Source organism: Streptomyces sp. NBC_01016 (genome assembly GCF_026341035.1).
GTDB lineage: Bacteria > Actinomycetota > Actinomycetes > Streptomycetales > Streptomycetaceae > Streptomyces.
Genome location: NZ_JAPEOQ010000001.1, coordinates 4,471,486 through 4,496,776, shown reverse-complemented (window position 1 = coordinate 4,496,776; position 25,291 = coordinate 4,471,486). Strand labels below are relative to the sequence as shown.

Below are 25,291 nucleotides of genomic sequence, written 5' to 3'. Positions count from 1 at the left end.
GTAGCGAAGAATGGTGAATTGAGGAGTAGACGGGTCAGTTCATGCGCGCGAGGAAGGCTCGGGTGCGTTCGGCGCGCGGGTTGTCGATCACCTCGCCGGGCGGGCCCTGCTCGACCACCTTGCCGCCGTCCATGAAGATGACCCGGTCGGCGACCTCGCGGGCGAAGCCCATCTCGTGCGTGACCACGATCATGGTCATGCCGTCGCGGGCGAGGTCCTTCATGACGGCGAGGACCTCGCCGACCAGTTCCGGGTCGAGGGCGGAGGTGGGCTCGTCGAACAGCATCAGCTTCGGGCGCATCGCCAACGCGCGGGCGATCGCGACGCGTTGCTGCTGCCCGCCGGAGAGGTGATTGGGGTACGCGTCGACCTTGTCGGCGAGACCTACACGCGCGAGCAGCTGCCGGGCGTGTGCGAGAGCGGCTTCGCGCGGCTCCTTGCGGACGAGCAGGGGCCCCTCGACGACGTTCTCGAGGTTCGTGCGGTGCGGGAAGAGGTTGAAGCGCTGGAAGACCATGCCGATGTCGGCGCGCTGGCGGGCGAGTTGTCTGCCACTCAGCTCCTGCAGCCGGTCGGCCTCACGTCGGTATCCCATGATCTCGCCGTCGACGCCGACCACGCCCGCGTCCGGCCGCTCCAGCCGGTTGAGGCAGCGCAGCAGGGTGCTCTTGCCGGACCCGGACGGGCCGAGCAGACAGACCACTTCACCGCGGTCGACGTCGAAGTCGAGGCCGTCGAGGACGGTCAGCGAGCCGTACGACTTGGTGATCCCACGGGCCTGCACCATGGCGGTGCCGGAGACGGTGGCGGTGCCGGTGCTGATGCCGGTCATGCGGCGGCCTCCTTCGGGTTCTTGCGTTCCTGCACGCGCGCGTGCCCGTAGCCCTGGTTGAGCCGCTTCTCCAGCACGTGCTGGCCGAGCGTGGCCAGGGAGACGAGCGCCAGGTACCAGAGGCTCGCGACGATCAGGAGCGGGACGACCTCGTAGTTGGTGGCGTAGATGTGCTGGACGGCGGAGAGCAGGTCGAGCCCGGAGACGAAGGCGACCAGGGACGTGGCCTTGAAGAGGTTGACGAACTGGTTCACCGACGGCGGCACGATCACCCGCAGGGCCTGCGGCAGCAGCACGCGCCGCAGCAGCTGACCGCTCGTCATGCCGATGGATTCGGCGGCCTCGATCTGTCCGCGGTCGACGGCGAGGAAGCCGCCGCGCACGATCTCCGCCATGTACGCGCCCTCGTGCAGTCCGAAGGCGAGGAGGGCCGCGGTGAACCAGTCGATGGCGTCGTTGGTGTCGATGCCGCCGGCGCCCTGCCCGAAGAACATCGCGGGCCCCAACTCGGGGAAGACCAGGGCCAGGTTGAACCAGAAGATGAGCTGGACGAGCAGCGGCGTACCGCGGAAGAACCACACGAAAAGTGAGGCTGCCGCGGCCAGGGCGCGGTTGCCCGAGGTCCGCAGCACGGCGACCACGACGCCGATGACGACGGCGAGCGCCATGCACACCACGGTGAGGAGCACGGTCCAGCCGATGCCGTGCAGGATGTCGGCGTCGAAGAGATAGTCGCCGACCACCGGCCAGCCCATGTTGGAGTTGCCCGCGACCGATACGAGGAGCAGGGCGAGCAGCACGATGACGACCGCGCTCGCGGCCCACTGCCAGGGCCTGCGGACCGGGGTGACGGGCAGCGCGGCGGCGGCTTCGATGTCGAGGGCGCGCGACGGGACGGTCGGGGCGCTCATGACGTGGCCGCGTTCACGCGTGGAGCGTCCATCGCCAGCTGCCCCATGTCCCAGTGCTTCAGGATCCGTTCATAGCTTCCGTTGCGCATGATCTCCTCGAATGCGGCGCCGAGCGCCTTGCGAAGGGGTGCGTCGTCCTTGCGTACGGCCGCGCCGTGGAACTGTTCGTAGAAGCGGGCTCCGGCCACGTCGCCCGCGTCGCTGTGCTCGGCGACGTACCGGCCGATGACGTAGTCGATGACCACCGAGTCGGCCCGGCCGGTGCGCACCTGCATCATCGTGGCGGCCGCGTTGTCCATCTCGATGAGCTTCACACCGGCCCGGCCCGCCTTCCGGCAGGTGGTGTCCTGCTGGGCGGCGAGCTCACCGGAGAGGCTGCCGACAGTGGCGGCGGCCGTGGTGCCGCACAGGTCGTCGGCGGTCTTCAGCCGCTTCGGATTCCCCTTCTGCACGAACAAGGTCTGATACGAGGTCGTGTAGTCGACGAAGGTCACGGCCTGCTGCCGCTCCTTGGTGTCGGTGAAGTCCCCCATCGCCACGTCGAGCTTCCCCGACTGGAGGCCCGGCACGAGCGCGGTGAACCCGGCGTCGTAGAACTCGATCTCCACGCCGAGCTCTTCGCCCAGCGCGTCCATCAACTCCTTCTCGAATCCGGTGATTTCGGAGCCGTCCCGGTACAGGTACGGAGCGACGTTCGTACTGCCGCCGATCTTCAGCTTCCCCGACTGCCGTACGTGCTCGGGCAGCAGGCGGTGGAGCGGATGGGAGTCGGCGACGTTGCGCGCCACCGGGTCCGCGCCGCAGGCCGCGAGGGTGAGGGCGAGCGCGACGGCCGTGAGGGCCGGACGCAGGAGCTTGGCTCTCTTCACACCGGTCTCCTCTGCGATGGACACAGAACTGCGAGAGCAGTCTCATTTAGTAAATGAGTTGAAGGCATACGGGCCCGCCCGTCAAGACCTTGAACGCAGAGGAGTTCGGATGACGGGATGAGATAGCCTGCCGGGAAGTAAGACTCGAATCTCATGACTCATGGCGTACGGACGGACCTCGGAGGCCACCCTGAACAGCACCGGCCAACCGGCAGGGCGGAGCCGCGGCCCGCGTCAGGACGCCGTCCGCAACCGCAACAAGCTGCTCGACGCGGTGGGCGCCATCCTCGAGTCCGAACCCGCGTCGGTGTCCATGCCGCTCGTCGCCCGGCAGGCCGGCCTCTCCACGGCCACGGCCTACCGGTACTTCTCCACGCTCGAAGAGCTGATCTCCGCCTACGTCTACAGCACCATCGTCGAGCTGCGGAACTTCAGCCACGACTGCCCGAAGACCGGCACCGCCCTCTTCGAGGCGGTCGCGGCCGAGCGGGTCCGGCTCGTGCGCAGGCACGGCGCGGCCACCGTCCAGGTCCGCTCACGGCAGGGCTTCCTGGCCCGGCTACAGGCACAGGACCACGTGATCACCGCGGTCCGTGACATCTGGGAGCGGCCGATCCGTGCCGCGATGCGCCAACTCGGCGTGGCCGACGAGCACTTCGACCACGCGCTGTTCCTCTACAACATCATGTTCGACCCCCGCGACATCCTGGACCTCGTCGCCACGGGCCTGGACGAGGCGACGGTGGTACGCCGCCTGACCCGGGCGTACTACGGGGCGGTGCGGGGGTGGGTGGACGCGGATTCGGGCTGAGCGGCTTCCTCGACTCCATTGACCCCCTCGGATCCAATGGCCTCCATGACCCCATTCGCCCTCTTGGCTCCCCTCCGCCGCACCAGCACCGGCCCGATCAGGGCCAGCGCCGCCAGGGCGAGTACCGCGGCCGACACCGGGCGCGTGACGAAGACGGTCCAGTCGCCCTCGGCGAGGGTGAGGGCGCGGCGGAACTGGGTCTCGGTCATCGGCCCGAGCACCACGCCGAGGACCAGCGGGGCCAGCGGGTAGCCGGTGCGGCGCAGCAGGAAGCCGAGGAGGCCGAACACGACGGCGACCGCGAGGTCGAAGGGGTTCTGGGCGAGCGCGTAGACGCCGAGGCCGGCGAAGACGAGGATGCCGGCGGTGAGCAGCGGCCGGTCGATCTTCAGCAGCTTCACCCAGAGCGGGATCATGGGGAGGTTGAGGAGGAGGAGCACCACGTTGCCGATGTAGAGGCTCGCGATGAGGGTCCACACCAGCGTCGGCTGGGTCTCGAACAGCTGCGGTCCCGGCTGCACGTTGTACATCTGGAAGGCGACGAGCAGCATGGACGCGGTCGCCGACGTGGGGATGCCGAGGGTGAGCAGCGGCACCAACACACCTGAGAACGCGGCGTTGTTGGCGGCCTCCGGTCCGGCGACCCCCTCGATGGCGCCCTTGCCGAACTGTTCGGGGTGCTTGGTGAGCCGCCGTTCCAGGTTGTAGCTGAGGAAGGTCGGGATCTCCGCGCCGCCGGCCGGCAGTGCGCCGATGGGCATGCCGAGGGCGGTGCCGCGCAGCCAGGGCTTCCAGGAGCGGCGCCAGTCCTGCCGTGTCATGCCGATCCGGCCGCGCAGCGGCAGCGGTTCGGGGTCCGGGGCCCTCCTCAGCCGGGCCACGGTGTACAGCGCCTCGGCGAACGCGAAGAGGCCGACCGCGATGGCGACGAGCGCGACACCGTCGAAAAGCTCGGGCACACCGAACGTATAGCGGGCCTGCCCGGTGAGGCTGTCGATGCCGACGAGGCCGATGGCGAGGCCCAGGAAGAGGCTGCACAGTCCGCGCACCGGTGCGTCGGCGACGACCGCGGTGACGGTCGCGAAGGCGAGGACGAGGATCGCGAAGTACTCGGCGGGCTGGATGTGTTCGGCGATCGAGGAGAAGGCGGGGCCCGCGAACGTGATGCCGAGGGTGGAGAGCGTTCCGGCCACGAAGGAGCCGATCGCGGCGGTGGCGAGCGCCGCCCCGCCGCGGCCCGCGCGGGCCATCGGATGCCCTTCCAGGGTGGTGGGCACGGAGGCCGTCTCCCCGGGAACGTTGAGCAGGATCGCGGTGGTCGAACCGCCGTACATGCCCCCGTAGTAGATGCCCGCGAAGAGCACGAGCGCGCCGACCGGGTCGACGACGGAGGTGAGCGGGAGGAGCAGCGCGACGGTGGTGGCGGGACCGAGTCCGGGCAGCACGCCGACCAGCGAGCCGAGGACGCAGCCGCCGAGCGCGAGCAGCAGGTGCAGCGGGCTGAAGGCGTGGGCGAAGCCGTCACCCAGGTGGGAGAGCACGTCCATGGGTCACAGGTCCCATCGCAGGTAGCCGGGCGGGAGGTGGATGCCGAGCAGCTGGTCGAAGAGCAGATACGTCGCCAGCGCGAGGACGAGTCCGATCAGCAGGTCGCGGCGGATGCGGCGACTGCCGAGGATCCGGGCGACCGCGACGAAGAGCACTGCGGTGGTCTGCCAGTAGCCGAAGAACTCCAGCGTGAGGACGTACGCGGCGAGCGTCGCGAGAAGCAGCACGACCGGGCGCCATTCGGTGACGCGGGCCTCCTCGCGGGCCTGTTCGTCCTGGGCGGGGTCGCTGCCGCGGAAGCACTGGACGGCGTTGACCGCGGCGGTGACGGTGAGTCCGGCGCCGATCAGCAGCGGAAAGGCACGCGGCCCGACATCGGTGCCCTCGGCGAGCGCCGGGGTGGGGATCGCGAAGGCGAGGGCCAGGACGGCGATTCCGGTGGCGAGAAAGGCGAGCGCGGCGATGCGGGGACCGAGCGGACGGGTGCCGGGCGGACGTGTGTCGAGCGGACGGCTGTCGGTCTCAGCCGTCGACGAGTTCGGGGTGGGGGTCATCCGAGACCGACCTCCTTCAGTACGGCGCCGACCTGCTTCTGCTGACGAGCGATCAGGTCGCCGAACTTCCGTCCGGGGAGCCAGACTTCGTCCCAGTCGTTCTCGCGCAGGGTCTTCTTCCAGCAACTCGTGTGCCGCATCTTGTCGACGAGCCGGACGACGGCGCGCTGCTCGGAAGCGTTGAGCCCGGGTGGCGCCATGACACCTCCGATGGCGTCCACGGCATCGTCGCCGTACCCGAGCCGGTCGAGCGTCGGCGGGGAGCCGAGGTCCTTCGGTGAACTCCCGCCGGAGACCGCGAGGATGCGCAGTTTGCCCGCCTCCACCTGGGGGCGGATCTCGGACAGCGTGGAGAGCCCGGCCGTGGCGACGCCGCTCAGCAGCATGTTGAGGACCTCTCCCCCACCGCCGGTGGGCACGTACGTGAGACGGTCCGGCGCCAGGTGCACGCGCTGGGCGAGCGAGGCCACGGTGATGTGGTCGGGGCCACCGAGTGATCCGCCGACCCACTTGGTGGCTCGGGGCTTCTTCGCGGTGGCGCGGATCAGGGAAGGGAGGTCGCGGTAGGGCGACTTGGCCGGGACGACGATCGCGGTGGTGGACACGGTGAGGCCCGCGATCGGTGTGAGCCGGGTGAGGGAGACCGGCGAGTGGTTCTGGATCTCGCCGCCGAGCAGGGTGACGGTGTCCATGGTCATCAGCTGGTACGGGTCGTCGGCGCGGCCCGCGATCCGGGCGAGGCCGATGGTGCCCGCGGCGCCGGGCGCGTTGCTGACGGTGACGTCCTCGTCGGTGACACCGCAGCCCGTGAGGGCGCCTCCGATGCCGCGGGCCCGGGAGTCGAAGCCTCCTCCTACGCTGCCGGGGGCGAGGATCGACAGGCCACGGGAGGGGTAGCCGACGACGGCCGCACCGGAGTCGACCGGTCCGACCGCGCACCCGCCGAGGCCTGTGGTGAGGGCGGTGGCGAGCAGCACGCCGAGGGCGGCCCGCCCGCGCCGGAACGGTCCCGGTGGTCGGGGGCTGCGGGAGAGCAGAGGCATGGCGGGGACTCCAGCACGGCGACGAGTGACATGGACGGGGACTGTGACTGGGACTGTGGCGGTGACGTGTGTCGTGAGCAGAAGAGCGCAGAGGGGGGAAGGGTGGCGTGAACATGCAGGGCGCGAGTGGCCTGGATCTTCCGTGCCCGGCCGTCGCGACGGCAAGAGGATTGACATCAACCCATCAATCCTCAAGGGTCGGCGGATGCCCGTCGTGATCGAACTCGGCCCGGCGGCGAGCCGGTTCGTGGCCCCCAGGGTCTCCCCGCTCGCCGAGCTCTGCGCCTGCCTCCACGCCCTGCAGACACCCGGCCACCATCCGGCGAGCCGACGCTGGGCGGACGCCGTACGGCAGGACGCCGAACCCACCCTGCTCGACCGGGCGGCGGCCCTGTCACCGCTGTGGGGCGCGTTCCGGGCGCGCTATCTGCTGCCCCTGTCGGCGAACGGGGAGCGCGAACTCTCGGAGGAGATCGGGGAGATCACCGCGCTGCCCCGCGAGGAGTTCACCGGGATGACGGCGCAGGCTCTGCTGGGCAAGAACACACCACCCCCCGAAGAGGCACTGCGGGACCCGGGCCGGTTCCTGGCGCGGCTGCGGCAGCACGCCGAGGACCGGTTCACGTTGGGCGCGCGGCTGGTCTCGGACCCGGAGGGGCTGCGGGAGACCTTCACGGAGTTCCTCCACCTGGCCGGTGAGCAGTGGTTCGGGGCGGAGTGGGAGCGGCTCGCGGGCCCGCTGGGCTCCGAGGTCAGGGGCCGTTTCCAGGAGCACCGGCAGGACGGCGCCGCGGTCCTGGCCGGCTTCCCGACGGCGCGGGTGCTCGCCGATCCGCCGCGGGTGGAGTTCGAGAAGCTGTACCAGGCGCGGGTGCCACTGTCCGGCACACCGTGTCTGCTCGTGCCGTCCCTGCACGTCAATCCGCATGTGGCGATCAAGCACTATCCGGGGTTCCCGATCGTCGTGCAGTACCCGGTGCGCGGCGGGGACGGGGCCGGGCCGCCCTCCCTCGACGTGGTGCGGGAGCGCCTGAAGGTGTTGCACGAGCCGCTCCGGGTCGACCTCTGCCGGACCCTGTTGCGCGAGGCGATGACCACCACCGAACTGGCCACGCAGTACCGGATGACACCGCCTCAGATGTCCCGGCACCTCAGGCGCCTGCGGGAGTCGGGGCTTGTGGTCACGCACCGGCGCGGCGCGCGCGTCCACTACCAGCTCGACCAGGAGGCGGTCCGCAATCTCGGCGCCGACCTGCTCGCGGCGCTGCACCGCTGAACAGGCGTAGCCCACACGGTCATTGACACCTCTGCGGCAATCTCCTTGAGGCGGCCCGGCGGCACCGGCGACGCTGACGGCCGAACGCCGCGACCCGCTCAAGGCCGGCGTCCACCCACCCGTACGCCGATCACCGCCGCACCACGATCGAGGTCCCGCCGCATGAGCTCGCCGAGCACCACCACGCCCAAGGGGTCACGCACCAAGTCGACCGCCGACTTCTACGTCACCGGAGCCACCACCCAGTTCGCGTCCCGCTACGACCAGCGCCTGTCGTACTGCCTGTACGTACCGGCCGCACACCACACCGCCGAGCACCCCCTGCCGCTCCTGGTCATCCAGCACGGCACCGGCCGCACCGGCCCCCAATACCGCGACGCGCTGGCCGACTTCGCCGAGGAGCACGGCATCGTGGTGCTGGCCCCGCTCTTCCCCGCGGGACTCGGCAGCGACCCGGACGACCTGCACAACTTCAAATTCATGGAGCACGAAGGCGTCCGCTTCGACCTGGCGCTGCTCGCCATCGTCGAGGAGGCGGCGGAGCGCGTCCGCATCGATGCTTCACGCTTCGTGCTGCACGGGTTCTCCGGCGGCGGCCAGTACGCCCACCGCTTCCTGCTGCTGCACCCCGACCGCCTCGCCGGGGTGTCGATCGGCGCCCCGGGCAGGGTCACGCTGATCGACCCGGAGCGCGAGTGGTGGCTCGGCACCCGCGGCTTCGCGGAACGCTTCGGGGCGCCCGTGGACCTGGACCGGATCCGCGAGGTGCCGGTGCATCTGGTGGTCGGCTCGGAGGACACCGAGACGTGGGAGATCAACAACCCCGGCGACACCAACTGGATGGACGGCGCGGACGCGGTGGGCCGCACCCGGGTCGAGCGCATCACGGCGCTGTACGAGAACTACCGCTCCCTGGGAATCGACGCGCGCCTCGACATCGTCCCGGGCGTGGCGCACAACGGGATGGGGGTCCTGGACGAGGTCCGGGCCTTCACCGCGGGCGTGTTCGAGGGTCGCTGAACCGAGGAACGGTCGGGAAGACGGCAGTTCTTCTTCAGGCGATCGTCTTCAGGCGATCTTCTTCAGGCGAGGCGCGCGGAGTCGATCAGGTGGTCGTCGAGGACGCCCTGGTCGGGTACGAAACCGAGGCCGGGGTCGTCGGAGAGGCGGGTCACGGGCTCCCACGCCTGAGCCTCGTGCAGCCGCACCGGCCAGGCCACGAGCGGGACTTCGAGGCGCGTGGCGGGCTGGTACGCGGCCAGGTACTGGGCGGTGGCGAGGGTGGCCGGTCCGAAGGCGAAGTTGTGCGGCACGACGCGTACGCCGTGTGTCCTCGCCAGCAGGCCGACTTCGAGGAGTCCGCTGATGCCGCCGATCTTCGAGACGCTGGGCTGCGCCACGTCGCAGGCCCGGCGCGCGAAGAGCGCGGCGAAACCGGCGGGCCCCGAGGCGTTCTCGCCGGTCGCGACCGGGACGCCGGTGGCCCGCAGCCGGGCGAGGGCGGCCGCGTCGTCCGGTGGGAAGACCGGTTCCTCCAGCCAGGTCAGGTCGAGGTCCCGCAGCCGGTCCATCCGGCGCTCGGCCTCGTCCGGCGTCCAGGGGCAGTTGACGTCCACCATGAGCTCGACGCCGTCCGGCAGCACGGCGCGCGCGGCCGCGACCGCCTCGTACTCGGTCTCGTGCAGCTTGACCCCCCAAAACCCTTGCTCCGCCGCGTACTTGGCGTGTCGGGCGACCTCCTCCGACTCGTTGTCGTACACCATGAGGCTGGCGTACGACTCGACCTGGTCGGCGGCGTGCGAGTTGAGCAGTCGGCGCAGCGGAAGTCCGGCGCGCTGCGCGGCGAGGTCCCACAGGGCGATGTCGATCCCCGACTGCGCGAACAGCACGGGCCCTGAGCGGCCGAAGGCGTGCAGCGCGTGGTCCGCCTGCGGGGCCGCGCCGGGGCGGGCCGGTGTGCCGAGGTACAGCGGACCGACCAGGTCGCGCAGCGCGGCGAACGTCACCGGGTTCACGGCGTGCCCGAACGCCTCGCCCCAACCGGTCCGCCCGTCGGAGTCGACGACCTTCACCAGCAGGCACTCCATGCGCTCCAGCGACGCGGCGGCCGCGTTCAGTGTCGTGTCCCCCACGGTGGTGGGGCGCCGGCGCCCGCTGTCGTAGGGGATGACCACGCGCAGAATGTCGATCGACTCGATGACCGGCGCCGCGTCGTCCAGCGTCATGCTGCTGATCTCCTTCCGTCAACTTCCGCCGGGCAGCGGCGCCTTCGTCACCCGGCTCGCACCGACAGGCACGTACGTACGGCGTTGTACGCACGGCGTTGTACGCACGGAAGGAGCGGCCCTTGAACGCCCCCGCGCGCCCTCTTGAACGGAGTCACTGGGATTGAGAGGACGCTACGGCTGCGGGTGATTCGCGTCCAACACTCTTTCTGGATCTCGCGATACCCACGGCACATCAATCATGCGACTGCGGTCACGCGCCCCTCAGCCCATTGCGGGATGCGCCGCCAAGTCCTCCAACACGGCCCGGATCTGACGCGTGGTCACCGCAGCGATCCCCGGCGACTCGTGGGCGTACGCGGCGTACGCGATGAGGCCGCCCGTCAGACCCCAGCCGCGGCCGCGCGCCCAAGTGGCGTCGTCCACTCCGAGGGCGGTGCGGAAGACCGCCCGACTGGGCGCCGTCATCAACGAGTAGGCCATCATCAGGTCGGTGGCGGGGTCCCCGAAGGCCAGGCCGCTGAAGTCGATCACCGCGTCGAGTCGGCCGTCCGCGGTGAGCAGGTTGCCGGTGTGGAAGTCACCGTGGACCCATACGGGCGGCCGGTTCCACGGTTCGGCGGCCAGCGCCGCGTCCCACACCTCGGTCATCGCCTCCGCGTCGAAGGCGTCCGCGGCCTGCGCGATCGCCGCGCGCGTGGCACGGTCACGGTCCGCAAGTGGCTCCGGGGGCGGGACCGCGGCGGGCCCCGGTGCGGGCCGGTGGATCCGACCGAAGTCCCACAACGCACGGAGGAACTCGGCCAGTTCACCCGCGACGGCGGCGTCGTCGCCCAACTTCCCGGCGCCAGCCGTCTCGCCGTCCAGCCAGCGGGAGACCGACCAGGGCCAGGGGTAGCCGAAGCCGGGACGGCCCTGCGCCACCGGGACGGGCACGGCGAGGGGCAGGTGCGGGGCGAGCCGGGGCAGCCAGGCGAACTCCCTGTCCAGGCCGCCGAGCGGCCCGGGGTGCCGGGGCATCCGCACCGCGAGTTCGGTGCCGAGCCGGTGGATGACATGGTCCGAGCCACCCGGTTCGACACGCTCCAGCGGCAGACCGGCCCACTGCGGGAACTGTGCGTCGACGAGTCTGCGGGTCAGGGCGGTGTCGATGGGTGGACGCATCCACACACCTTCACGCCTCGCACCACCCCGCCGCACCCCGTTTTCCCCGGCCACCCCAACACCGAGCGATCTTAAATGTACGTACAACTTGAGCCAGATCACCTTCAGCCGCTTGTACGTCAGCGGACACACGCTCTAGCGTAGATGTACGTACATTCACGGGAGGGATTCCCTTGGTGACCACACAGCACCACCGGACGGTGATCGTGGGCGGCGGCTCCGCCGGCATCTCGGTCGCGGCGCGGCTCCGTCGGGCCGGCGAGCGTGACGTCGCGGTCCTCGACCCGAGCGAGCGGCACTACTACCAGCCGCTGTGGACGCTGGTCGGGGGCGGACGGGCGCCGCTGAAGGAGAGCGTCCGGCCGCAGAAGTCCGTGATGCCGAAGGGCGTCCGGTGGATCCGGCGCGCCGCGGTCGCCGTCGACCCGGACGCCCAGGAGGTGACCCTGGACGACGGCGGTGTCGTGCACTACGACCACCTCGTGGTCTGCGCCGGCATCCAGCTGGACTGGGACGGTGTGCCGGGCCTTGCGGACGGGCTCGGCCAGAACGGGCTCTCCAGCAACTATCTTCCACACACCGCACCCGTGACCTGGCGTTTCATCCGCGAGACCCGTTCGGGCAGCGCCGTGTTCGGCATGCCGACCGGAGCCATCAAGTGCGGCGGCGCCCCGCAGAAGATCGCCTACCTCGCCGCCGACCACTGGCGCCGGGAGGGCGTTCTCGGCCGGATGGACATCCACCTGGTGCTCCCGACCGACACCATCTTCGGCGTTCCGGAGTTCGCGCGGGTGCTGGAGGGCGTGGCCCGCCGGTACGGCATCCACGTCCACTACGGCAGCGAGGTCACCGAGGTCCGGCCCGAGGCCCGTGAGGTCGTCGTCAGCGACATCGGCACGGGCACCAAGACGACCCTCCCCTACGACATGGCTCATCTCGTACCGCCGCAGAGCGCCCCGGACTGGATCAAGCGCAGCCCGCTCGCGGACGCCGCCAACCCGGCCGGCTATGTCGAGATCGACAAGCACCGCATGCGGCACGTCCGGTACCCCAATATCTGGGCCCTCGGCGACGCCGGCTCCTCGCCCAACTCCAAGACCGGCGCGGCCGTGCGCCAGCAGGCACCCGTGGTCGTCGAGAACCTGCTCGCGACAATGCACGGTCAAGAGCCGCTCGCCGTCTACAACGGCTACTCCTCGTGCCCGCTGACCACGGCCCGCAACAAGATGCTGCTCGCCGAGTTCGACTACAGCGGGCGGCCCGCCCCCTCGATCCCGCTGATCGACACGGTCCGCGAGCGCACCGACATGTGGTACCTCAAGCGGCACGGTCTGCCGTTCCTGTACTGGAACCTCATGCTCCGCGGGCTCGCGTGACCCGCACGCCTCCCCCAAGCAGCTTCATGACCCAGGAGTCCGTCATGCCCAAGGAATCCGTCGCGCCCGAGGAGTCCGTCGTGCCCCAGGAGCCCGTCGCGCCCAAGGAATCCGTCATGCCGCAGGTTCCCGTCACCCATGACGGCACCGGACCGCTGATGCACGACGGCACGGGGCCGCTGATACACGACGGCACCGGGCCGCTGATTTTCGTGCAGTTCTACCTCGACTGCCTCTCGCACGCCTCGTACCTCATCGGCGACCGCACCACGGGCCGCGCCGTCGTGGTCGACCCCCAGCGCGATGTCAACGAGTACCTCGCCACCGCCGCACACCACGGCCTCATCATCGAGCGCGTCGTCGAGACCCACGTCCACGCCGACTTCCTCTCCGGCCACCTGGAGCTGGCCGAGCGCACCGGCGCCCCCATTTCCTACGGCTCCGCCGCCGACGTCGACTTCGACACCGACCCCCTCGCGGACGGCCAACACCTCGGCCTCGGTGAGGTCGACCTCCAGATCCTGCACACCCCCGGACACACCCCGGAGTCGGTCTGCGTCGTCGTACGCGAGCACGCGGCCGACCCCGTCCCCTACGGCGTCCTCACCGGCGACACCCTGTTCATCGGCGACGTGGGCCGCCCCGATCTGCTCAGCGCGCGCGGCCGGTCGGCGGAGGACATGGCCCGCGCCCTCTACCGCTCCACCCGCGAGCGCCTGCTCACCCTCCCCGACGAGACCCGCGTCTTCCCGGCGCACGGGGCCGGCTCGGCCTGCGGCAAGAACCTGTCGGCCGAGCTGAGTTGCACGCTCGGCACACAGCGCGTCAGCAACTACACCCTGGCCGACATGTCGGAGGACGCGTTCGTCGACGTCGTGACATCCGGCCAGTCCGCGGCGCCCGCGTACTTCTCGTTCACGTCCGAGCGCAACCGTGAGGCCCGTCCGGTGCTCGACGAGGACGCCCCCGTGCCCGCCCTCACCCCGGACGCCGCACGGCGGGCCGTCGACGACGGAGCGACCGTCCTCGACACCCGGCCTCCCGACTCCTTCGCCGCGGCCCACCTGCCCGGCGCGGTCAACGTCCCGCTCGGCGGCCGGTTCGCCGAACTCTGCGGCGAGGTGCTCCCGGCCGGGGCCGACCTCATTCTGTGCGGGGACCCCGGCACGGCGCGGGAGGCCCGCAACCGCCTCGCCCGCATCGGCTACGACCGGGTCCTCGGCGCCCTGCCCGCCGACACCCTGAGCGCCGAGCACGTGACGTCGATGCCGCGCGTGGAGCCGGCGTCCCTCGCCGCCCGCCTCACCGGGAACCCCCGCCCCTTCACCTTGCTGGACGTACGCGCCCCCGGCGAGATCCACGACACCGGCACCCTCCCCGGCGCCCGTACCGTTCCACTGCCCGAACTCATCGCACGCATCGACGAGTTGACGCCGCATCAGCATCAGCCACTCGTCGTGCTGTGCGCCAGCGGCAACCGCTCGTCCGTGGCCGCCTCCGTGCTCCGGGCCCACGGCTTCGACGCCGACGACCTGCGCGGTGGGTTCACCGCATGGCGCGGCCCGGTCGAGCATCCGGCCGGCGGGGGCGGCGTCCCCGCGTGAACACCCTGATCCTCGCCGTGCTCTGCGGCGCCGTGGTCGGCCTGGCCCTCGGCGGGCTCGGCGGCGGCGGTGGCGTCCTCGCGGTTCCGGCCCTCGTCTACCTCCTGGGTGTCGACCCCGCCGACGCGGGCACGACCAGCCTGGTCATCGTCACCGTCACCTCCGCCACCGCCCTCGCCCGGCACGCGGGCACCGGAACCGTCCGCTGGCGGACCGGCGTGCTGTTCGCCGCGGTCGGCGCGGTGCCGACCGTCGGGGCGTCGATGCTCGCGCACCGTCTCCCGCAGAACCTGCTGACCGGCGCGTTCGCCGTGCTGGCCGGGGTGGCCGCCGCGGTGATGCTGCGCGGTGCACGTGCCCGTGGTGAGGTGCCGCCCGCGAGCACCGGTCCGCCGGTGCGGGCGGCGGCGGGGCCCGCGAGCGCCGGGCCGCCGACGAGGCCGACGGCGGGGCCCGCCCCCGGCCTCGTACAAGTACGAGAGTCAGAAGCGACGGTCACCACTGCCACCGCACCCGGCCGGGCCGGCCCGCTGCGGACCGCCGGGGCCGGGGCCGGGCTCGGCGCGGTGACCGGGCTGCTGGGGGTGGGCGGCGGATTCCTCGCCGTACCCACCCTGGTGTCCGTGCTACGGCTGCCGATGCGGGTGGCCGTCGGCACCAGCCTCGTCGTCACCCTGCTCAACTCGCTGGTGTCCCTCACCACGCGCCTGACGACCGAGGGCATCTCCATCGATCCCGCGGTGCTCGGCCCCTTCGTCGGCGCCGCGATCCTCGGGGCGTGGGACGCCAGGCGGCTCGCGGCCAAGCTGTCGGGACCGGCATTGCAGCGCGCGTTCGCGGTCCTGCTGCTCGCGACGGCCGCGTTCATGCTGGTGGACGCCTTCGTGTGAGCGCGCCCAGGGGTTTGCACCGGCTCCGCAAATCGACGACCATGCATCCCGTGCCCACCAGCAGCTCGCAGTCCGGCCCCCGTCCGCTCACCCGGTCCAAGGGCAAGCCGCTGTGGTCCCAGCTCCGCGCCGACCTTCTGCGACGCCTTGAGGACGGCGAGTTCCGGGACGTCTTCCCCGGTGAGCACGATCTCGTCGCCGAATACCAGGTCAGCCGGCACACCGTCCGCGAGGCGCTGCGCACGCTGCGCGCGGAGGGCCTGGTCACGGCACAGCGGGGCAGGGTGTCCCGGTTCGCGGCGAGCCGGCCGCTGGAGCAGAAGGTCGGCGAGGCGTACAGCCTCTTCCACTCGGTCGAGGAGGTCGGCGCCGTCCAGCGCAGCGTGGTCCGCCGCCTCGACGAGCGTGCCGACGGTGTCATCGCCGCCCGTCTCGGCATCGAGGAGTCCACGCCCCTCGTCCACCTGGAACGCTTGCGGCTCGCCGACGGGGAGCCGCTCGCCGTCGACCGCGTCTGGCTCCCGGCGGACGTGGCCCGCCCGCTCCTGTCCGTCGACTTCACGCACACCTCGCTCTACGCCGAGCTGGAACGTCACTGCCGTACGCACATCAGCGGCGGCTGGGAGCGGATCCGGGCCGTGGTGCCCACGCGCGCGGAGCGCAAGCTGCTCGACTGCCCCGAGTCCACCGCCCTGTTCGCGATCGACCGGCTCGGCCACGACGACGCCCATCGCCAGGTCGAGTGGCGCCAGACCCTGGTCCGCGCGGACCGGTTCACGGTGGCCGCCGCGTTCTCGGCCGACGACGGCTACCGGCTGGGCGCGCCCGTTCCGACTCCCTGACGGGCCGCTTTCGTGGGCCGTGTCTTCGAGAGCTGATGCCTTCAAGGGCTGCTGTCTTCAACGGCTGCTGTCACAGCCTCCGAACCCGCAGCACACCCGTCCGCATCGGCAGGGTGAACTCACCACGGGCGGTCTCCGGTGTGCCGGCGAGGAAGGCACGGATCCGCCCCAGCAGGGCTTCCCGTTCCTCTTCCGGCATGACCAGCACGCCGGCGCGCGTCGCGAGAGTCTGAACGAGGGAGTCGGCGGTGCGACGCTGCCCGTGCGGGAACTCGGCCTGCTCCGGTGAGCCGAAACGGGGCGCCGCCTCGGTCTTCGGAAGGTGCATGCCGGCCGTCGCCGCACGCCAGGCGGCAGGGGTGTCACGGGGGCCGACGGCCGCGCCACCACCGACCCGTGCGAGCCCGGCGACCCACTCCACCTCGTCGTCCATGAGGTTCCACAGCCCGGCCAGTACGCCGCCGGGCGCGAGGACGCGGGCGATCTCGGGCCCCGCGACCGCCATGTCGAACCAGTGCATGGCGTTGCCGACCAGCACGACATCGACCGAGGCATCCGACAGCGGAATCGCCTCGGCGCTACCCGGCAAGGCGCGAACCCCCGGCAGGGAGCGACGCAACTCGCCCAGCATCGCCAAGTCCGGCTCTACGGCGGCAACTTCGGCCCCCAGCACAGCAAGTACGGCAGTCAACTTGCCGGTTCCGGCCCCCAGATCAAGCACACGCACTCCGGGCGCGCCTTCGAGCACCCAACGCACGGCGGCCTGCGCATAGTCGGGCCGATGCTCGGCGTACGAGACCGCTGCCGCACCGAAGGAAGAGGCATGACGCCACCGTTCACTCTGCTCCACGCGGCCACCGTACCCACACACAAGACGAACGATCGAGGGACCGCACGCTAGCCAACTCCCTTGCTGTACTTCACCTTCACGCTCAAGCGTCGAGGTCTCCCGGAGGACCTATTCGACCTCGATGCCGAAGTCCTGGACCAGTTCCTCCAGGCCTCCGGTGTACCCCTTGCCGCCCAGAACGAAGTCCCAGTCCCCGCCCGGCCGGTGGCGGAAGGAGCCGAGGACGAGGGCCGTCTCGCCGGGGCGGCCCTCGGAGACCTCCAGGTGTGCCAGCTCCGAAAGTTCGGGATCGAGCAGGCGGATGCGGGCCCGGGTGAAGCCGGCGAGGTCGGCGTCGGGGTTGACCTCCGGGTCAATGGCGGCCACGAGCACCAGCCGGTCGGCCTCGTTCGGAAGCTGGTCGAAGGCTACGCAGATCGCAGCCTTGTCCGGGGCATTGGCCGGCAGCGCCCGTACCGAACCATCCGGCGTCCGAGGGTTGTTGTAGAAGACGAAGTGCGCGTCGCTGAGAACCCGGGATCCTCGGCAGACCAGTGCGCACACGTCCACCGCGACCTCGCCTTCCCACGACATGCCCAGGACGTTGTACTCGTCGGGCAGGGCAGGGCCCTGCTCGGGCGTCGTCCGGGACGCCGCGCCGCGGCTCCCGGTACCGTCACCCAACTGCCCGCTCAGACCGTGCCGGTGGAGCAGGTCGACCAGTTCCGTGCCCGAGATCAGCTCCAGCGACTTCCCGTTGGCGAATGTGTGGGAGCCCGGACCGAAGCCCGAAGTCGTCACGAGCACACCCTTGTTGGCGCCCGCGTCCTGCACCGTTCCGTACAAGTCGCGTACGGCGGTGGGTGGAACCGTGTTGCGGTACCGCTTCACCTGGACGACGATGTCGCCGCCCCGGATCGGCGTCGGGTCCAGGGCTCGGACGTCCACGCCCCCGTCGTTCGAGCGCTGCGTCGTCACCGCCTGCATGCCCATGGCCTCAAAGAGCCCCGCAACGAGCGACTCGAACGCGATGGGATCCATCTCGTACAGGTCCGGTTCCGCGTCGTCCCCGTGGGCCACGACACGGCTGCCGACGTCCTGGGGCCGCCGGCTCGGCCGGACCACGACGGCCTGGTCGGGGCGCGCGGAGAGCTGCCCGCGCAGCGCGTCCACCAGGCAGCCGCATGGGTCGACCTGTGCCAGGTGCAGATCACGGAACGCGCTGCGGGTGGCCATCACCGTGGCGAGGACCAGGTGCTCGGGCCGACCCGTCGTCGGGTCGTGGCCGTCGACGAACCCGTTCAGCGCCATCGACTCCAGGGCGCCCGTTTCATCGGCGGCGAAGAGTTCGTTCACCACCAACAGCACGCACTGCGCGAGCACCTCCCGGTACAGCGCGCGGCGCTGTCCGACCGGGCGCGCGGTCTCCTTGTACTGGTCGGCACCGGCCATGTACCGCACGGACTTGGCCTCGGGCACGATGTCGTACGCGGGCAGTTCCCAGTCGAGGACCAGCTGCCGTGCGGCCGGGTCGTAGGCCGCCGTCACCTGGCGCGGAAACCCCTCCGGCCACGCCGACGACGCATAGAGCGCGGCCGAAAAGTAGTCGACCACGGAATCCGGGTCGCCGCGCCGCACACCGTCGGCCATCGCTTGGACCGCGGCGTTGTGCCGGCGGACCTCCCCCAGGTGCGCGTCGCTGCGCCGCTGGTGCTCGTGCTGGTAGGTGGCCAACTGCTGCTGCCGGTGCGCCTCGGCGGCCTGGGCGGCGTGCCAGTCCCGTTCGAACCGTGCCCGCGCCTCGGCCTGCGCATGGGCCCGCCGCCCTGCGGTCCAGCCGCCCTGCGCCTGGTACTGCTGCGGGTTCGGCATGGGCACCGGGTGCGCCAGCGGCCCAGGTGAGAACGGTTGAACCTCTTCGGCGCGCCGTAAGGAGGACGTGCGGAACGCCGGCGCCCGGCAGCCTTCCGCGAGCAGCCCCTGCAACACGGCGACCTGTGCCTCCAGCGCCTCCGTGCGACGCCTCACCTCTGCTTGCTGAAACTCACGCTGGCTCTGCGCGGAACGCCTCTGATAGGCGCGCATTTCCTGCGCTTCGTGCCGACTCCGCCTGGCTTCGAGCTCCTGCTGGCGTTGCTGCTGCCGCTGCATCTCGGCCCAGACGCCGACCGTTCCCCTCGTACGACGACTCATCTATGAGCGCCCCTCCCCCAAGTGCCCTGGGTGTCCCCACAACCAGGTATAGCCGCACCACTTTAGCGGTGCACAGCCGGCGTGTAGGCCGGAGTCACTAGCGGGTCATGCGCCGAACCGACCGCGGCCGGTACTCCACCACCGTCAGCGCCAACGACACGTACCGCTCGACGAGTTCGTCGGGGGTCACCTCGCCGTCGGTGCGGTACCACTGGGCGATGGCGTTGCACATGGCGATCACGGCGCGGCGGGCGTCGTCCGGGTGGGGGGTCAGGAACACGCCGTCGGCGACGCCGCGTTCGATGACCTCGCGGAACTGTTGCGTGCCGCGTTCCTCGTTCTTGCGGTAGCGGGCGAGGTGTTCGGGTTCCAGGCTGCGGCCCTCGGTCAGCACGATGCTGCTCTTGACCGGGTGCTCGATACGGAACTGCACCGTCGCGGTGACCAGGGCCTCCAGCTGCTCCGCGGGGTCGTCGCCGGCCTCTTCGAGGGCGGTTCCGCAGGCGCCGAAGTAGGCGTCGAGGCCCTCTTCGAGGATGGCGACGAGCAGATCCTGCTTGCCCTTGTAGTAGTAGTACAGCGCGGACAGGCTCACTCCGGCGCGCTTGGCGATGTCGCGGATCGAGGTGGCCCCGTAGCCCTGCTCGGAGAACTCTTCGCGGGCGGCCTCGATGATGGCCTTGTGACCTGCGGGTCGAGTGGACACGATGCTCCGATCTGCTGGGCCGCCCGGTCCGTCCCGCAACTGAACATTCGTACAACCGGCGACGGAGCCGTCATCGTAGCGCCGCGTGTCCTCGGCGCCGAGCCCGCAGTGGAAGTCGGGCGACGGGGGCCTGCTGTGTGCTTCCTGCTCCCGTCGCCCGTGAACGTCGCGCATCGCGCCTAACGAACGTTAAGTCGCGGGTGCACAGCTCGGACCGCTCGGACCGCTCGGACCGCTCGGACCGCCCGAACCGCCCGAACCGCCCGAACCGCTCAGTCCGTGATCTCGATGTGGCCGTTCACCGATTCGGCGCCGGCCGGTTCGGCGGACTTCGGGGCGGGCACCGTCGCCCCCTTCGCCCCGGTGATGTTCTTCAGCAGCGCGGCGAGGTCAACACCCGTGGTGGAGTTGAGGAGTTCGACGCCCTGGGCGACGTTGTCGGCGACCGTACGGGACAACTGGCTCGCCCCGTCCGTGGAGATCACCGTCATCTTGTCGACGGCGCTCAGCGGTTCGGACGCCTTCGCGACGACCTGCGGCAGCACCTCGACCAGCATCTGCAGCACGGCCGCGTCGCCGTACTGCGCGAACGCGTCGGCCTTCTTCTGCATGGCCTCCGCCTCTGCGGCACCCTTCGCGCCGATCGCCGCCGCCTCGGACTCACCCTCGAGCCGGACCGCGTCCGCAAGCGCAGCACGGTGCGCCTTCTCGCCCTCACCGGTGAGGCGGGCCCGCTGGGCGTCCGCCTCCGCCTGCTTGACCAGGCCGATCCGGCGGGCCTCTGCCTCCTGCTCGGCCTGGTAACGGGCGGCGTCGGCGGGCTTGCGGACCTTCGTGTCCAACTCCCGGTCGGTCAGCGCCGCCTGACGCTCCGCCACCTTCTCCTGCTCGGTGAGAACTTCCTGCTGGCGGGCCGCGTCCGCGAGCGGTCCCGCCGCGTTCGCCTGCGCGGCGGCCCGGTCGGTCTCCGCCTTGATCTCGGCCTGCTTCAGCGCGAACGTGCGCTGCGCGATCGCGATCTCCTCCTCGGCCTTCAGCCGCGCCTGCTCGGAGGCGCGACGCGCGACGGCCTCGGCGATGTCGGCCTCCTGCTTGGCGCGGGCGGCCTCGGGCCGGCCCAGGTCCTCCAGGTAGGAGCCCTCGGTGGTGATGTCCTGGATCTGGAACGCGTCCAGGACCAGGCCCTGTCCGGACAGCGACGCCTCCGCCTCCTCGGCGACCTGCCCGGCGAACGCGGCCCGGTCGCGGATGACGTCCTCCACCGACATCCGTCCGACGATGGAGCGCAGCGCGCCGGACAGCACTTCCTGCGTGAAGCCGACGATGCCGTCCTGCTGCATCAGGAAGCGCTGGGCGGCGGCCCGGATCGAGTCCTCGGTGCCGCCGACCTTGACGATCGCGACGCCTTCGAGGTTCGCCTTCACGCCGCGCAGGGTGACCGCGCCGCGCACCGCGACGGGGATGTGCCGCGAGGACAGTTCGAGCGTGAACTTCTGCTGCACGAACGGGACGACGAAGACGCCGCCGCCGACCACGACCTTCTGGCCGCTATTGTCGGTGATGACGTGACCCGTCTCCGGGTCGGTGGACTTCTTGCCGCGCCGCCCGGTGACGATGAACGCCTCACTGGGACCGGCGACCTTGTAGCGGGTGATGACGACGAGCGCCAGCAGGACCAGGAGTACGACGACTCCGGCCACGGCGATGGTCACAGGGCTCATGATGAATTCCCCCTCTGCCCCCTCGCCTCCCGGGAGGCGGCAGTCGGTTGGTGATGGTTCGTACGGTCAGCGGGCGGTGATCAGCAGTCACCGATCAGCGGTCAGCGGCCGGCCGTCAGCGGTCGACCGCGCGGACCTCGACCGAGGTCGGCGACAGGATGTCCGCCACCCACACCTCGGCGCCGCGGGCGACCGCGATCGCGCTCTTCGCCGAGAACTTTGTCGGCTGGCCCGCGAGTTGGAGCAGCACCTCGCCGTATCCGTCGACCGGGATGGCGGTGACCACGGTGCCCGCGCTGCCGACGAGGTCGTCTCCGCGGGGCGCCACCGCGGTCTGGTCCCGCATCAGCGCGCGGGTCAGCTTCCACGTCAGCCAGGCGGCGCCGCCCCCCGCGACGGCACCGACTGCAGTGGCGGGACCGGCACCGAGGTCGGTGGTGCCGAGTACGATCGCGCCGCCGAACCCGAGCATCGACACGAAGCCGGCGATCACGGGCAGCGACAGCAGTCCGTCGAAGAGCCCGTCCAGGGCCCCGACCCCGTCGAACAACCCCTCCAGGACCCCGTCCAGCACCAGGGACAGGACGAGCAGCACCACTCCCGCGATGCCGAGTCCGAGAAACCACGTCATGTCACTGGCCTCCCTCGTCGCCCCTGTTCCGTGTGCTTGACCCGGATGTTGCCATGGGCAACCACCTCACGTAACTGCCGGTTTCCGGCAATCTTTACGCGATTTTGATGCCTGCTTGCTCATCCGTTAAGAATGCGGAGGAACGGAGAGCATTCGGCATCACGATGGGGGTGGGCATGGCGTCGCAGCAGGACGTTCCCGACGAGTATCTGGACGGGTATGTCCGGGCGGTGGCCGACGCCTCCACCACCGGACGCCGGCTGACCCGGGACGAACTCGACGCGCGCCGCGCGCTGGGCGAGCGCGCCGCGGAGGCCGGTCTCGGGCTGCGGGCCCTGGTCGCCGCCCACCTCGCGCAGACGCACACCGGCAACATCGGCACCAGGGTGACGGTCGACGCCGTCGTCGCGGCAGGCGCCCAGGCCATCGACGCGTTCGCCGAGGGCTACGAGCGCGCGCAGCGGCAGACCATGCGCCGGGAGGAGGCGGCCCGCCGCGAGTTCATCGACGACCTGCTGTACGGCCGCAGCGACCTGGGCAAACTGGCCGAGCGCGCCGAGCGTTTCGGACTGCGGCTGTCCGGCGAGCACGCGATAGCGGTGGCCCGCGGCGACGGCGCGTATGAGGAGGGCGACACCGTCGCGCGCGAGATCGAAGGCGCGGTGATCGCCCGTTTCGGCAACCGGAACATCCTGCTGACCACCAAGGAAGGGCGGCTCGTCTGCATCGCCCCCGGCGACCAGACCGAGGTCCTCACCTACTTCGCCAAGCAGGCGTACGCCGCCGTCGACGGAAGCCAGGTCGCCATCGGCCGCCCGCAGTCGGGCCCGGGCGGCGTCGTCCAGTCCTACGAGGAGGCGCTGAGCGCACTGGACCTGGCTACCCGCCTCGGCCTCGACACCCCGGTGCTGCGCTCGGCCGACCTCCTCGTCTACCCCGTCCTCACCCGCGACCGGCAGGCCATGACCGACCTGGTCCACAACACGCTGGGGCCGCTGCACGAGGCACGGGGCGGCGCCCAGCCGCTCATCGACACGCTGATGGCGTACTTCGACGCCGGCTGCGTGTCGGCCGAGGCCGCCCGCCAACTGTCGCTCAGCGTGCGGGCGTTCACGTATCGCCTCGCCCGTATCCACCAGCTCACCGGCATCGACCCGGCGGTCCCGGCCGACCGCTACACATTGCAGACCGCGGTCATCGGCGCCCGCCTCCTGGACTGGCCGACGGACGCCGCCTGACACGACTCTTCAACGTCACTCGAAGAACTTGAGGCTCCACCCGGTGTTCGTCTCGGCGCCGGGGACATTGGCCCGCCGGTAGGTGGTGTCGCCCCACCAGACGAACGAACCCGATTGTTCTCGGCCAGCGGACTCGTGTTGATGTCACCGTCCCGCAGGGCGAAGGTGTGATGGCCCGGACCGTCGACGTTCAGTGTCGGATCCCAGCCGGCCATCATCGTCTCGCGGTGCGAGCCGAACAGGCAGCCGTTCGCCTTGTACCGGTCCCATACGTATGTGGGGTCCCCGCCGGCCCGCAGCCGCAGGTCGACCAGGCAGCACTGGCTGCTCCAGCTGCCGTTGGCGGAGCAGACGACGTGCAGCTGCCCGCTCGGATCCTTTATGGCCTCGGGGCCTCGTTGATGTACGGGTCGCCGATCACCCGCTCCCAGCTCTCGCCGGTGTCCGACCACACCTTCTTCGCGGGCGCGGACGCGAGGCCGTCCAGCGACGAAGCCTGCCGTACGACGATGCCGCCATCGGCCGACTCGACGGCGACGCAGCTGTCGCCGACGCGCAGCACACTGGGATCCGCCCGTTGAGCCCCGTCGCACCCCGTCCGCGTCCGCCCGCACGGGAGCGGGATCAGCAGGCGCTTCCTGCGCTCGGGTTCAGGTGTGGGTGCTGGTCGCGGCGGACTGAACCATCTTGTGCGCCTCCGCCGGTGAGGTGCGCCAAGGGGCGCCATGGCCGGGGAGCACCCAGGATGCCGACAGCTCGCCGATTCGCTCGAGGGACATGAGTGCTTGCGCAGGGGCGTCGGTGAAGGGCGCGGGCTGAGGGCCTGTGCGCCCGGTGAGAACGTGCCGCGTGGTCAGGGCGTCCCCGACGAAGACCGCGTCGGCGAGTGGGACGTGCACCGCCACGCTTCCCGGGGAGTGCCCCGGCATGCTGACGATGACCGGACTTCCGGGCAGGCTCAGGATGTCGCCGTCGCCGATCTTGGTGGTTTCGCCGACGTAGCGGGGACGCAGGCCGTTCTTGCGGATGGAGTAGCCGAGGAAGCCGAGGGCCGGGCCCAGACGCATGGGGCCGATTGAGACCTTGGGCTTTTCTCCTGTGCGGGTGCGCATGGCGTCGGCGGCGTGCACGTACACCGGCACGCCGTGAGTGGTTCGCAGGCGTTCGGCGAAGCCGATGTGGTCGGAGTCGCCGTGGGTCAGCACGAGTCCGCGGATGTCGTCGACGGTCTTGCCCAGGGAGCGCAGTTCGCGCTGAAGATCCCGCCAGTGGCCGGGCAGTCCGGCGTCGATGAGGGTGATGCCCTCGGAGGTGTCGATGAGGTAGCACGCCACGAGATCGTTGCCGAGGCGGTGCAGATGGGGTGCGAGTTTCATGGGCTTTCCTTCGGAGGCACGGACGGGAAGGTGGCGCTCTGGCCGAGGTCTGCGGCGGTGATCGCTAGCCCGCCAGGTCGTGCAGGGCGGTGATGACGTCGCGGCCGGTGGGGGTGGTGAAGTCGCGGACCATGTCTGTGACGAGGCCGGCTACCGAGGTCACGGTGCCGCCTGCCTTTTCGATCTGACGGAGTGCCGCGCTCTCCGTGCGCTCCGACATGCCGCCGCTCGCGTCGACCGGGACGATCACGTCGTAGCCGGCGGCCAGGGCGTCGAGTGCGGTGTGAAGGACCACGATCTCTGAGGTCACGCCGCAGATGACCAGTGTTCCGCGAGTGTGAGCGGCGATTGCTTCGCGCCATTGCTGGTCGCCCCAGCAGCATGGTCCGCCGCGCACGAAGGCAGGTGCTTCGGGAAGTTCGGCGATGACGCCGGGTCCGCCGGGGCGGGGTGCGACCGACACGGTGAACGGGATGTTCAGAGCCTGCGCGACCTGGCCGAGCACTCCGGTCGAGCGCTTGATGGTCTCGGGGCTGTTCGTGCTGCTCAGCGCCACGATGCTGTCCTGCAGGTCGGCGAAGACGATCTGCACAGTGCGATGATCAATTATGATTCTCGCCTCAAATCATTCATGACGTGAATGGTTTGAGGA

23 protein-coding genes and 1 pseudogene are annotated in these 25,291 nt (G+C 70.7%); 8 read left to right on the top strand and 16 right to left on the bottom strand.

Annotated features, from left to right (window positions below; translation table 11 throughout):
* Positions 1-34: 34 nt before the first annotated feature.
* Genes OG746_RS20130 through OG746_RS20120 form a run of 3 tightly spaced genes read right to left on the bottom strand, consistent with a single transcriptional unit; the run spans position 35 to position 2,612 of the window.
* Positions 35-832, bottom strand: coding sequence for an amino acid ABC transporter ATP-binding protein (locus OG746_RS20130; protein ID WP_323179639.1), 798 nt, complete (start codon positions 830-832; stop codon positions 35-37).
* Positions 829-1,743, bottom strand: a complete 915-nt coding sequence (locus tag OG746_RS20125; RefSeq protein WP_266716397.1) for an amino acid ABC transporter permease — start codon at positions 1,741-1,743, stop codon at positions 829-831. Before OG746_RS20125 ends, OG746_RS20130 begins: the two co-directional genes overlap by 4 nt.
* Positions 1,740-2,612 carry an ABC transporter substrate-binding protein gene (locus OG746_RS20120; RefSeq protein ID WP_266716396.1) on the bottom strand — a complete coding sequence of 291 codons (873 nt, stop codon included), beginning with the start codon at positions 2,610-2,612 and terminating at the stop codon, positions 1,740-1,742. Before OG746_RS20120 ends, OG746_RS20125 begins: the two co-directional genes overlap by 4 nt.
* A 160-nt stretch (positions 2,613-2,772) precedes the next feature.
* On the opposite strand from OG746_RS20120, the gene OG746_RS20115 reads away from it, so the two are divergent.
* The gene (locus OG746_RS20115) at positions 2,773-3,423 is read left to right on the top strand and encodes a TetR/AcrR family transcriptional regulator (protein ID WP_266716394.1); all 651 of its coding nucleotides are present in this window, start codon (positions 2,773-2,775) and stop codon (positions 3,421-3,423) included.
* On the opposite strand, the gene OG746_RS20110 is transcribed toward OG746_RS20115, so the two are convergent.
* The 3 genes from OG746_RS20110 to OG746_RS20100 are packed head-to-tail and all read right to left on the bottom strand — an operon-like array spanning position 3,381 to position 6,568.
* Positions 3,381-4,970: a tripartite tricarboxylate transporter permease gene (locus OG746_RS20110; RefSeq protein WP_266716392.1), complete on the bottom strand. Its 1,590-nt coding sequence runs from the start codon at positions 4,968-4,970 to the stop codon at positions 3,381-3,383. The two genes, OG746_RS20115 and OG746_RS20110, sit on opposite strands and share 43 nt — an antisense overlap.
* A gap of 3 nt (positions 4,971-4,973) precedes the next feature.
* A complete protein-coding gene (locus OG746_RS20105; protein WP_266716391.1) occupies positions 4,974-5,525 on the bottom strand; it encodes a tripartite tricarboxylate transporter TctB family protein in 552 nt (183 codons plus the stop codon).
* Positions 5,522-6,568 carry a Bug family tripartite tricarboxylate transporter substrate binding protein gene (locus OG746_RS20100; protein ID WP_266716389.1) on the bottom strand — a complete coding sequence of 349 codons (1,047 nt, stop codon included), beginning with the start codon at positions 6,566-6,568 and terminating at the stop codon, positions 5,522-5,524. Before OG746_RS20100 ends, OG746_RS20105 begins: the two co-directional genes overlap by 4 nt.
* A gap of 205 nt (positions 6,569-6,773) precedes the next feature.
* On the opposite strand from OG746_RS20100, the gene OG746_RS20095 reads away from it, so the two are divergent.
* Together OG746_RS20095 and OG746_RS20090 are read left to right on the top strand one after the other, a co-directional pair.
* Positions 6,774-7,844 carry an ArsR/SmtB family transcription factor gene (locus OG746_RS20095; RefSeq protein ID WP_266716387.1) on the top strand — a complete coding sequence of 357 codons (1,071 nt, stop codon included), beginning with the start codon at positions 6,774-6,776 and terminating at the stop codon, positions 7,842-7,844.
* A 162-nt stretch (positions 7,845-8,006) separates the two neighbouring features.
* A complete protein-coding gene (locus tag OG746_RS20090; protein WP_266716385.1) occupies positions 8,007-8,864 on the top strand; it encodes an alpha/beta hydrolase in 858 nt (285 codons plus the stop codon).
* Positions 8,865-8,926: 62 nt separating this feature from the next.
* On the opposite strand, the gene OG746_RS20085 is transcribed toward OG746_RS20090, so the two are convergent.
* Together OG746_RS20085 and OG746_RS20080 are read right to left on the bottom strand one after the other, a co-directional pair.
* Positions 8,927-10,069, bottom strand: coding sequence for a mandelate racemase/muconate lactonizing enzyme family protein (locus tag OG746_RS20085; RefSeq protein ID WP_266716383.1), 1,143 nt, complete (start codon positions 10,067-10,069; stop codon positions 8,927-8,929).
* A 264-nt stretch (positions 10,070-10,333) separates the two neighbouring features.
* Positions 10,334-11,233 carry an aminoglycoside phosphotransferase family protein gene (locus OG746_RS20080; protein ID WP_266716381.1) on the bottom strand — a complete coding sequence of 300 codons (900 nt, stop codon included), beginning with the start codon at positions 11,231-11,233 and terminating at the stop codon, positions 10,334-10,336.
* Positions 11,234-11,406: 173 nt separating this feature from the next.
* On the opposite strand from OG746_RS20080, the gene OG746_RS20075 reads away from it, so the two are divergent.
* The 4 genes from OG746_RS20075 to OG746_RS20060 are packed head-to-tail and all read left to right on the top strand — an operon-like array spanning position 11,407 to position 15,945.
* Positions 11,407-12,609 carry an NAD(P)/FAD-dependent oxidoreductase gene (locus tag OG746_RS20075; protein ID WP_266716379.1) on the top strand — a complete coding sequence of 401 codons (1,203 nt, stop codon included), beginning with the start codon at positions 11,407-11,409 and terminating at the stop codon, positions 12,607-12,609.
* 44 nt (positions 12,610-12,653) lie between these two features.
* Positions 12,654-14,213 (top strand): MBL fold metallo-hydrolase, encoded by a 1,560-nt coding sequence (locus tag OG746_RS20070; protein WP_323179637.1) that lies wholly within the window; start codon positions 12,654-12,656, stop codon positions 14,211-14,213.
* A complete protein-coding gene (locus tag OG746_RS20065; protein WP_266716378.1) occupies positions 14,210-15,103 on the top strand; it encodes a sulfite exporter TauE/SafE family protein in 894 nt (297 codons plus the stop codon). Before OG746_RS20070 ends, OG746_RS20065 begins: the two co-directional genes overlap by 4 nt.
* Positions 15,104-15,144: 41 nt before the next feature.
* The gene (locus OG746_RS20060; RefSeq protein ID WP_524540435.1) at positions 15,145-15,945 is read left to right on the top strand and encodes a GntR family transcriptional regulator; all 801 of its coding nucleotides are present in this window, start codon (positions 15,145-15,147) and stop codon (positions 15,943-15,945) included.
* Positions 15,946-16,015: 70 nt separating this feature from the next.
* Here the strand turns inward: OG746_RS20060 and OG746_RS20055 are convergent, their stop codons facing one another.
* The 5 genes from OG746_RS20055 to OG746_RS20035 form a co-directional block, all read right to left on the bottom strand.
* Positions 16,016-16,795, bottom strand: a complete 780-nt coding sequence (locus OG746_RS20055) for a class I SAM-dependent methyltransferase (protein ID WP_266716376.1) — start codon at positions 16,793-16,795, stop codon at positions 16,016-16,018.
* Between the two features lie 108 nt (positions 16,796-16,903).
* Positions 16,904-18,967, bottom strand: a complete 2,064-nt coding sequence (locus OG746_RS20050; protein WP_266716375.1) for a restriction endonuclease — start codon at positions 18,965-18,967, stop codon at positions 16,904-16,906.
* A 97-nt stretch (positions 18,968-19,064) separates the two neighbouring features.
* Entirely contained in the window at positions 19,065-19,673 is a 609-nt protein-coding gene (locus OG746_RS20045; protein WP_266716373.1) for a TetR/AcrR family transcriptional regulator, read from the bottom strand.
* A 272-nt stretch (positions 19,674-19,945) separates the two neighbouring features.
* Positions 19,946-21,394, bottom strand: a complete 1,449-nt coding sequence (locus OG746_RS20040; protein WP_266716372.1) for a flotillin family protein — start codon at positions 21,392-21,394, stop codon at positions 19,946-19,948.
* Between the two features lie 115 nt (positions 21,395-21,509).
* A complete protein-coding gene (locus OG746_RS20035; RefSeq protein ID WP_266716371.1) occupies positions 21,510-22,025 on the bottom strand; it encodes an NfeD C-terminal domain-containing protein in 516 nt (171 codons plus the stop codon).
* A 176-nt stretch (positions 22,026-22,201) separates the two neighbouring features.
* Here OG746_RS20035 and OG746_RS20030 point away from each other — a divergent pair, with 176 nt between their 5' ends.
* Positions 22,202-23,263 (top strand): PucR family transcriptional regulator, encoded by a 1,062-nt coding sequence (locus OG746_RS20030; protein ID WP_266716369.1) that lies wholly within the window; start codon positions 22,202-22,204, stop codon positions 23,261-23,263.
* A gap of 15 nt (positions 23,264-23,278) precedes the next feature.
* Here the strand turns inward: OG746_RS20030 and OG746_RS20025 are convergent.
* The 3 genes and pseudogenes from OG746_RS20025 to OG746_RS20015 form a co-directional block, all read right to left on the bottom strand.
* Positions 23,279-23,990: pseudogene (locus tag OG746_RS20025) on the bottom strand (hypothetical protein).
* Positions 23,914-24,639 carry an MBL fold metallo-hydrolase gene (locus OG746_RS20020; RefSeq protein ID WP_266716367.1) on the bottom strand — a complete coding sequence of 242 codons (726 nt, stop codon included), beginning with the start codon at positions 24,637-24,639 and terminating at the stop codon, positions 23,914-23,916. The pseudogene OG746_RS20025 and the gene OG746_RS20020 overlap by 77 nt, the downstream one beginning before the upstream one ends.
* A 64-nt stretch (positions 24,640-24,703) precedes the next feature.
* Positions 24,704-25,231: an isochorismatase family protein gene (locus OG746_RS20015; RefSeq protein ID WP_266716365.1), complete on the bottom strand. Its 528-nt coding sequence runs from the start codon at positions 25,229-25,231 to the stop codon at positions 24,704-24,706.
* Between the last annotated feature and the right edge of the window lie 60 nt (positions 25,232-25,291).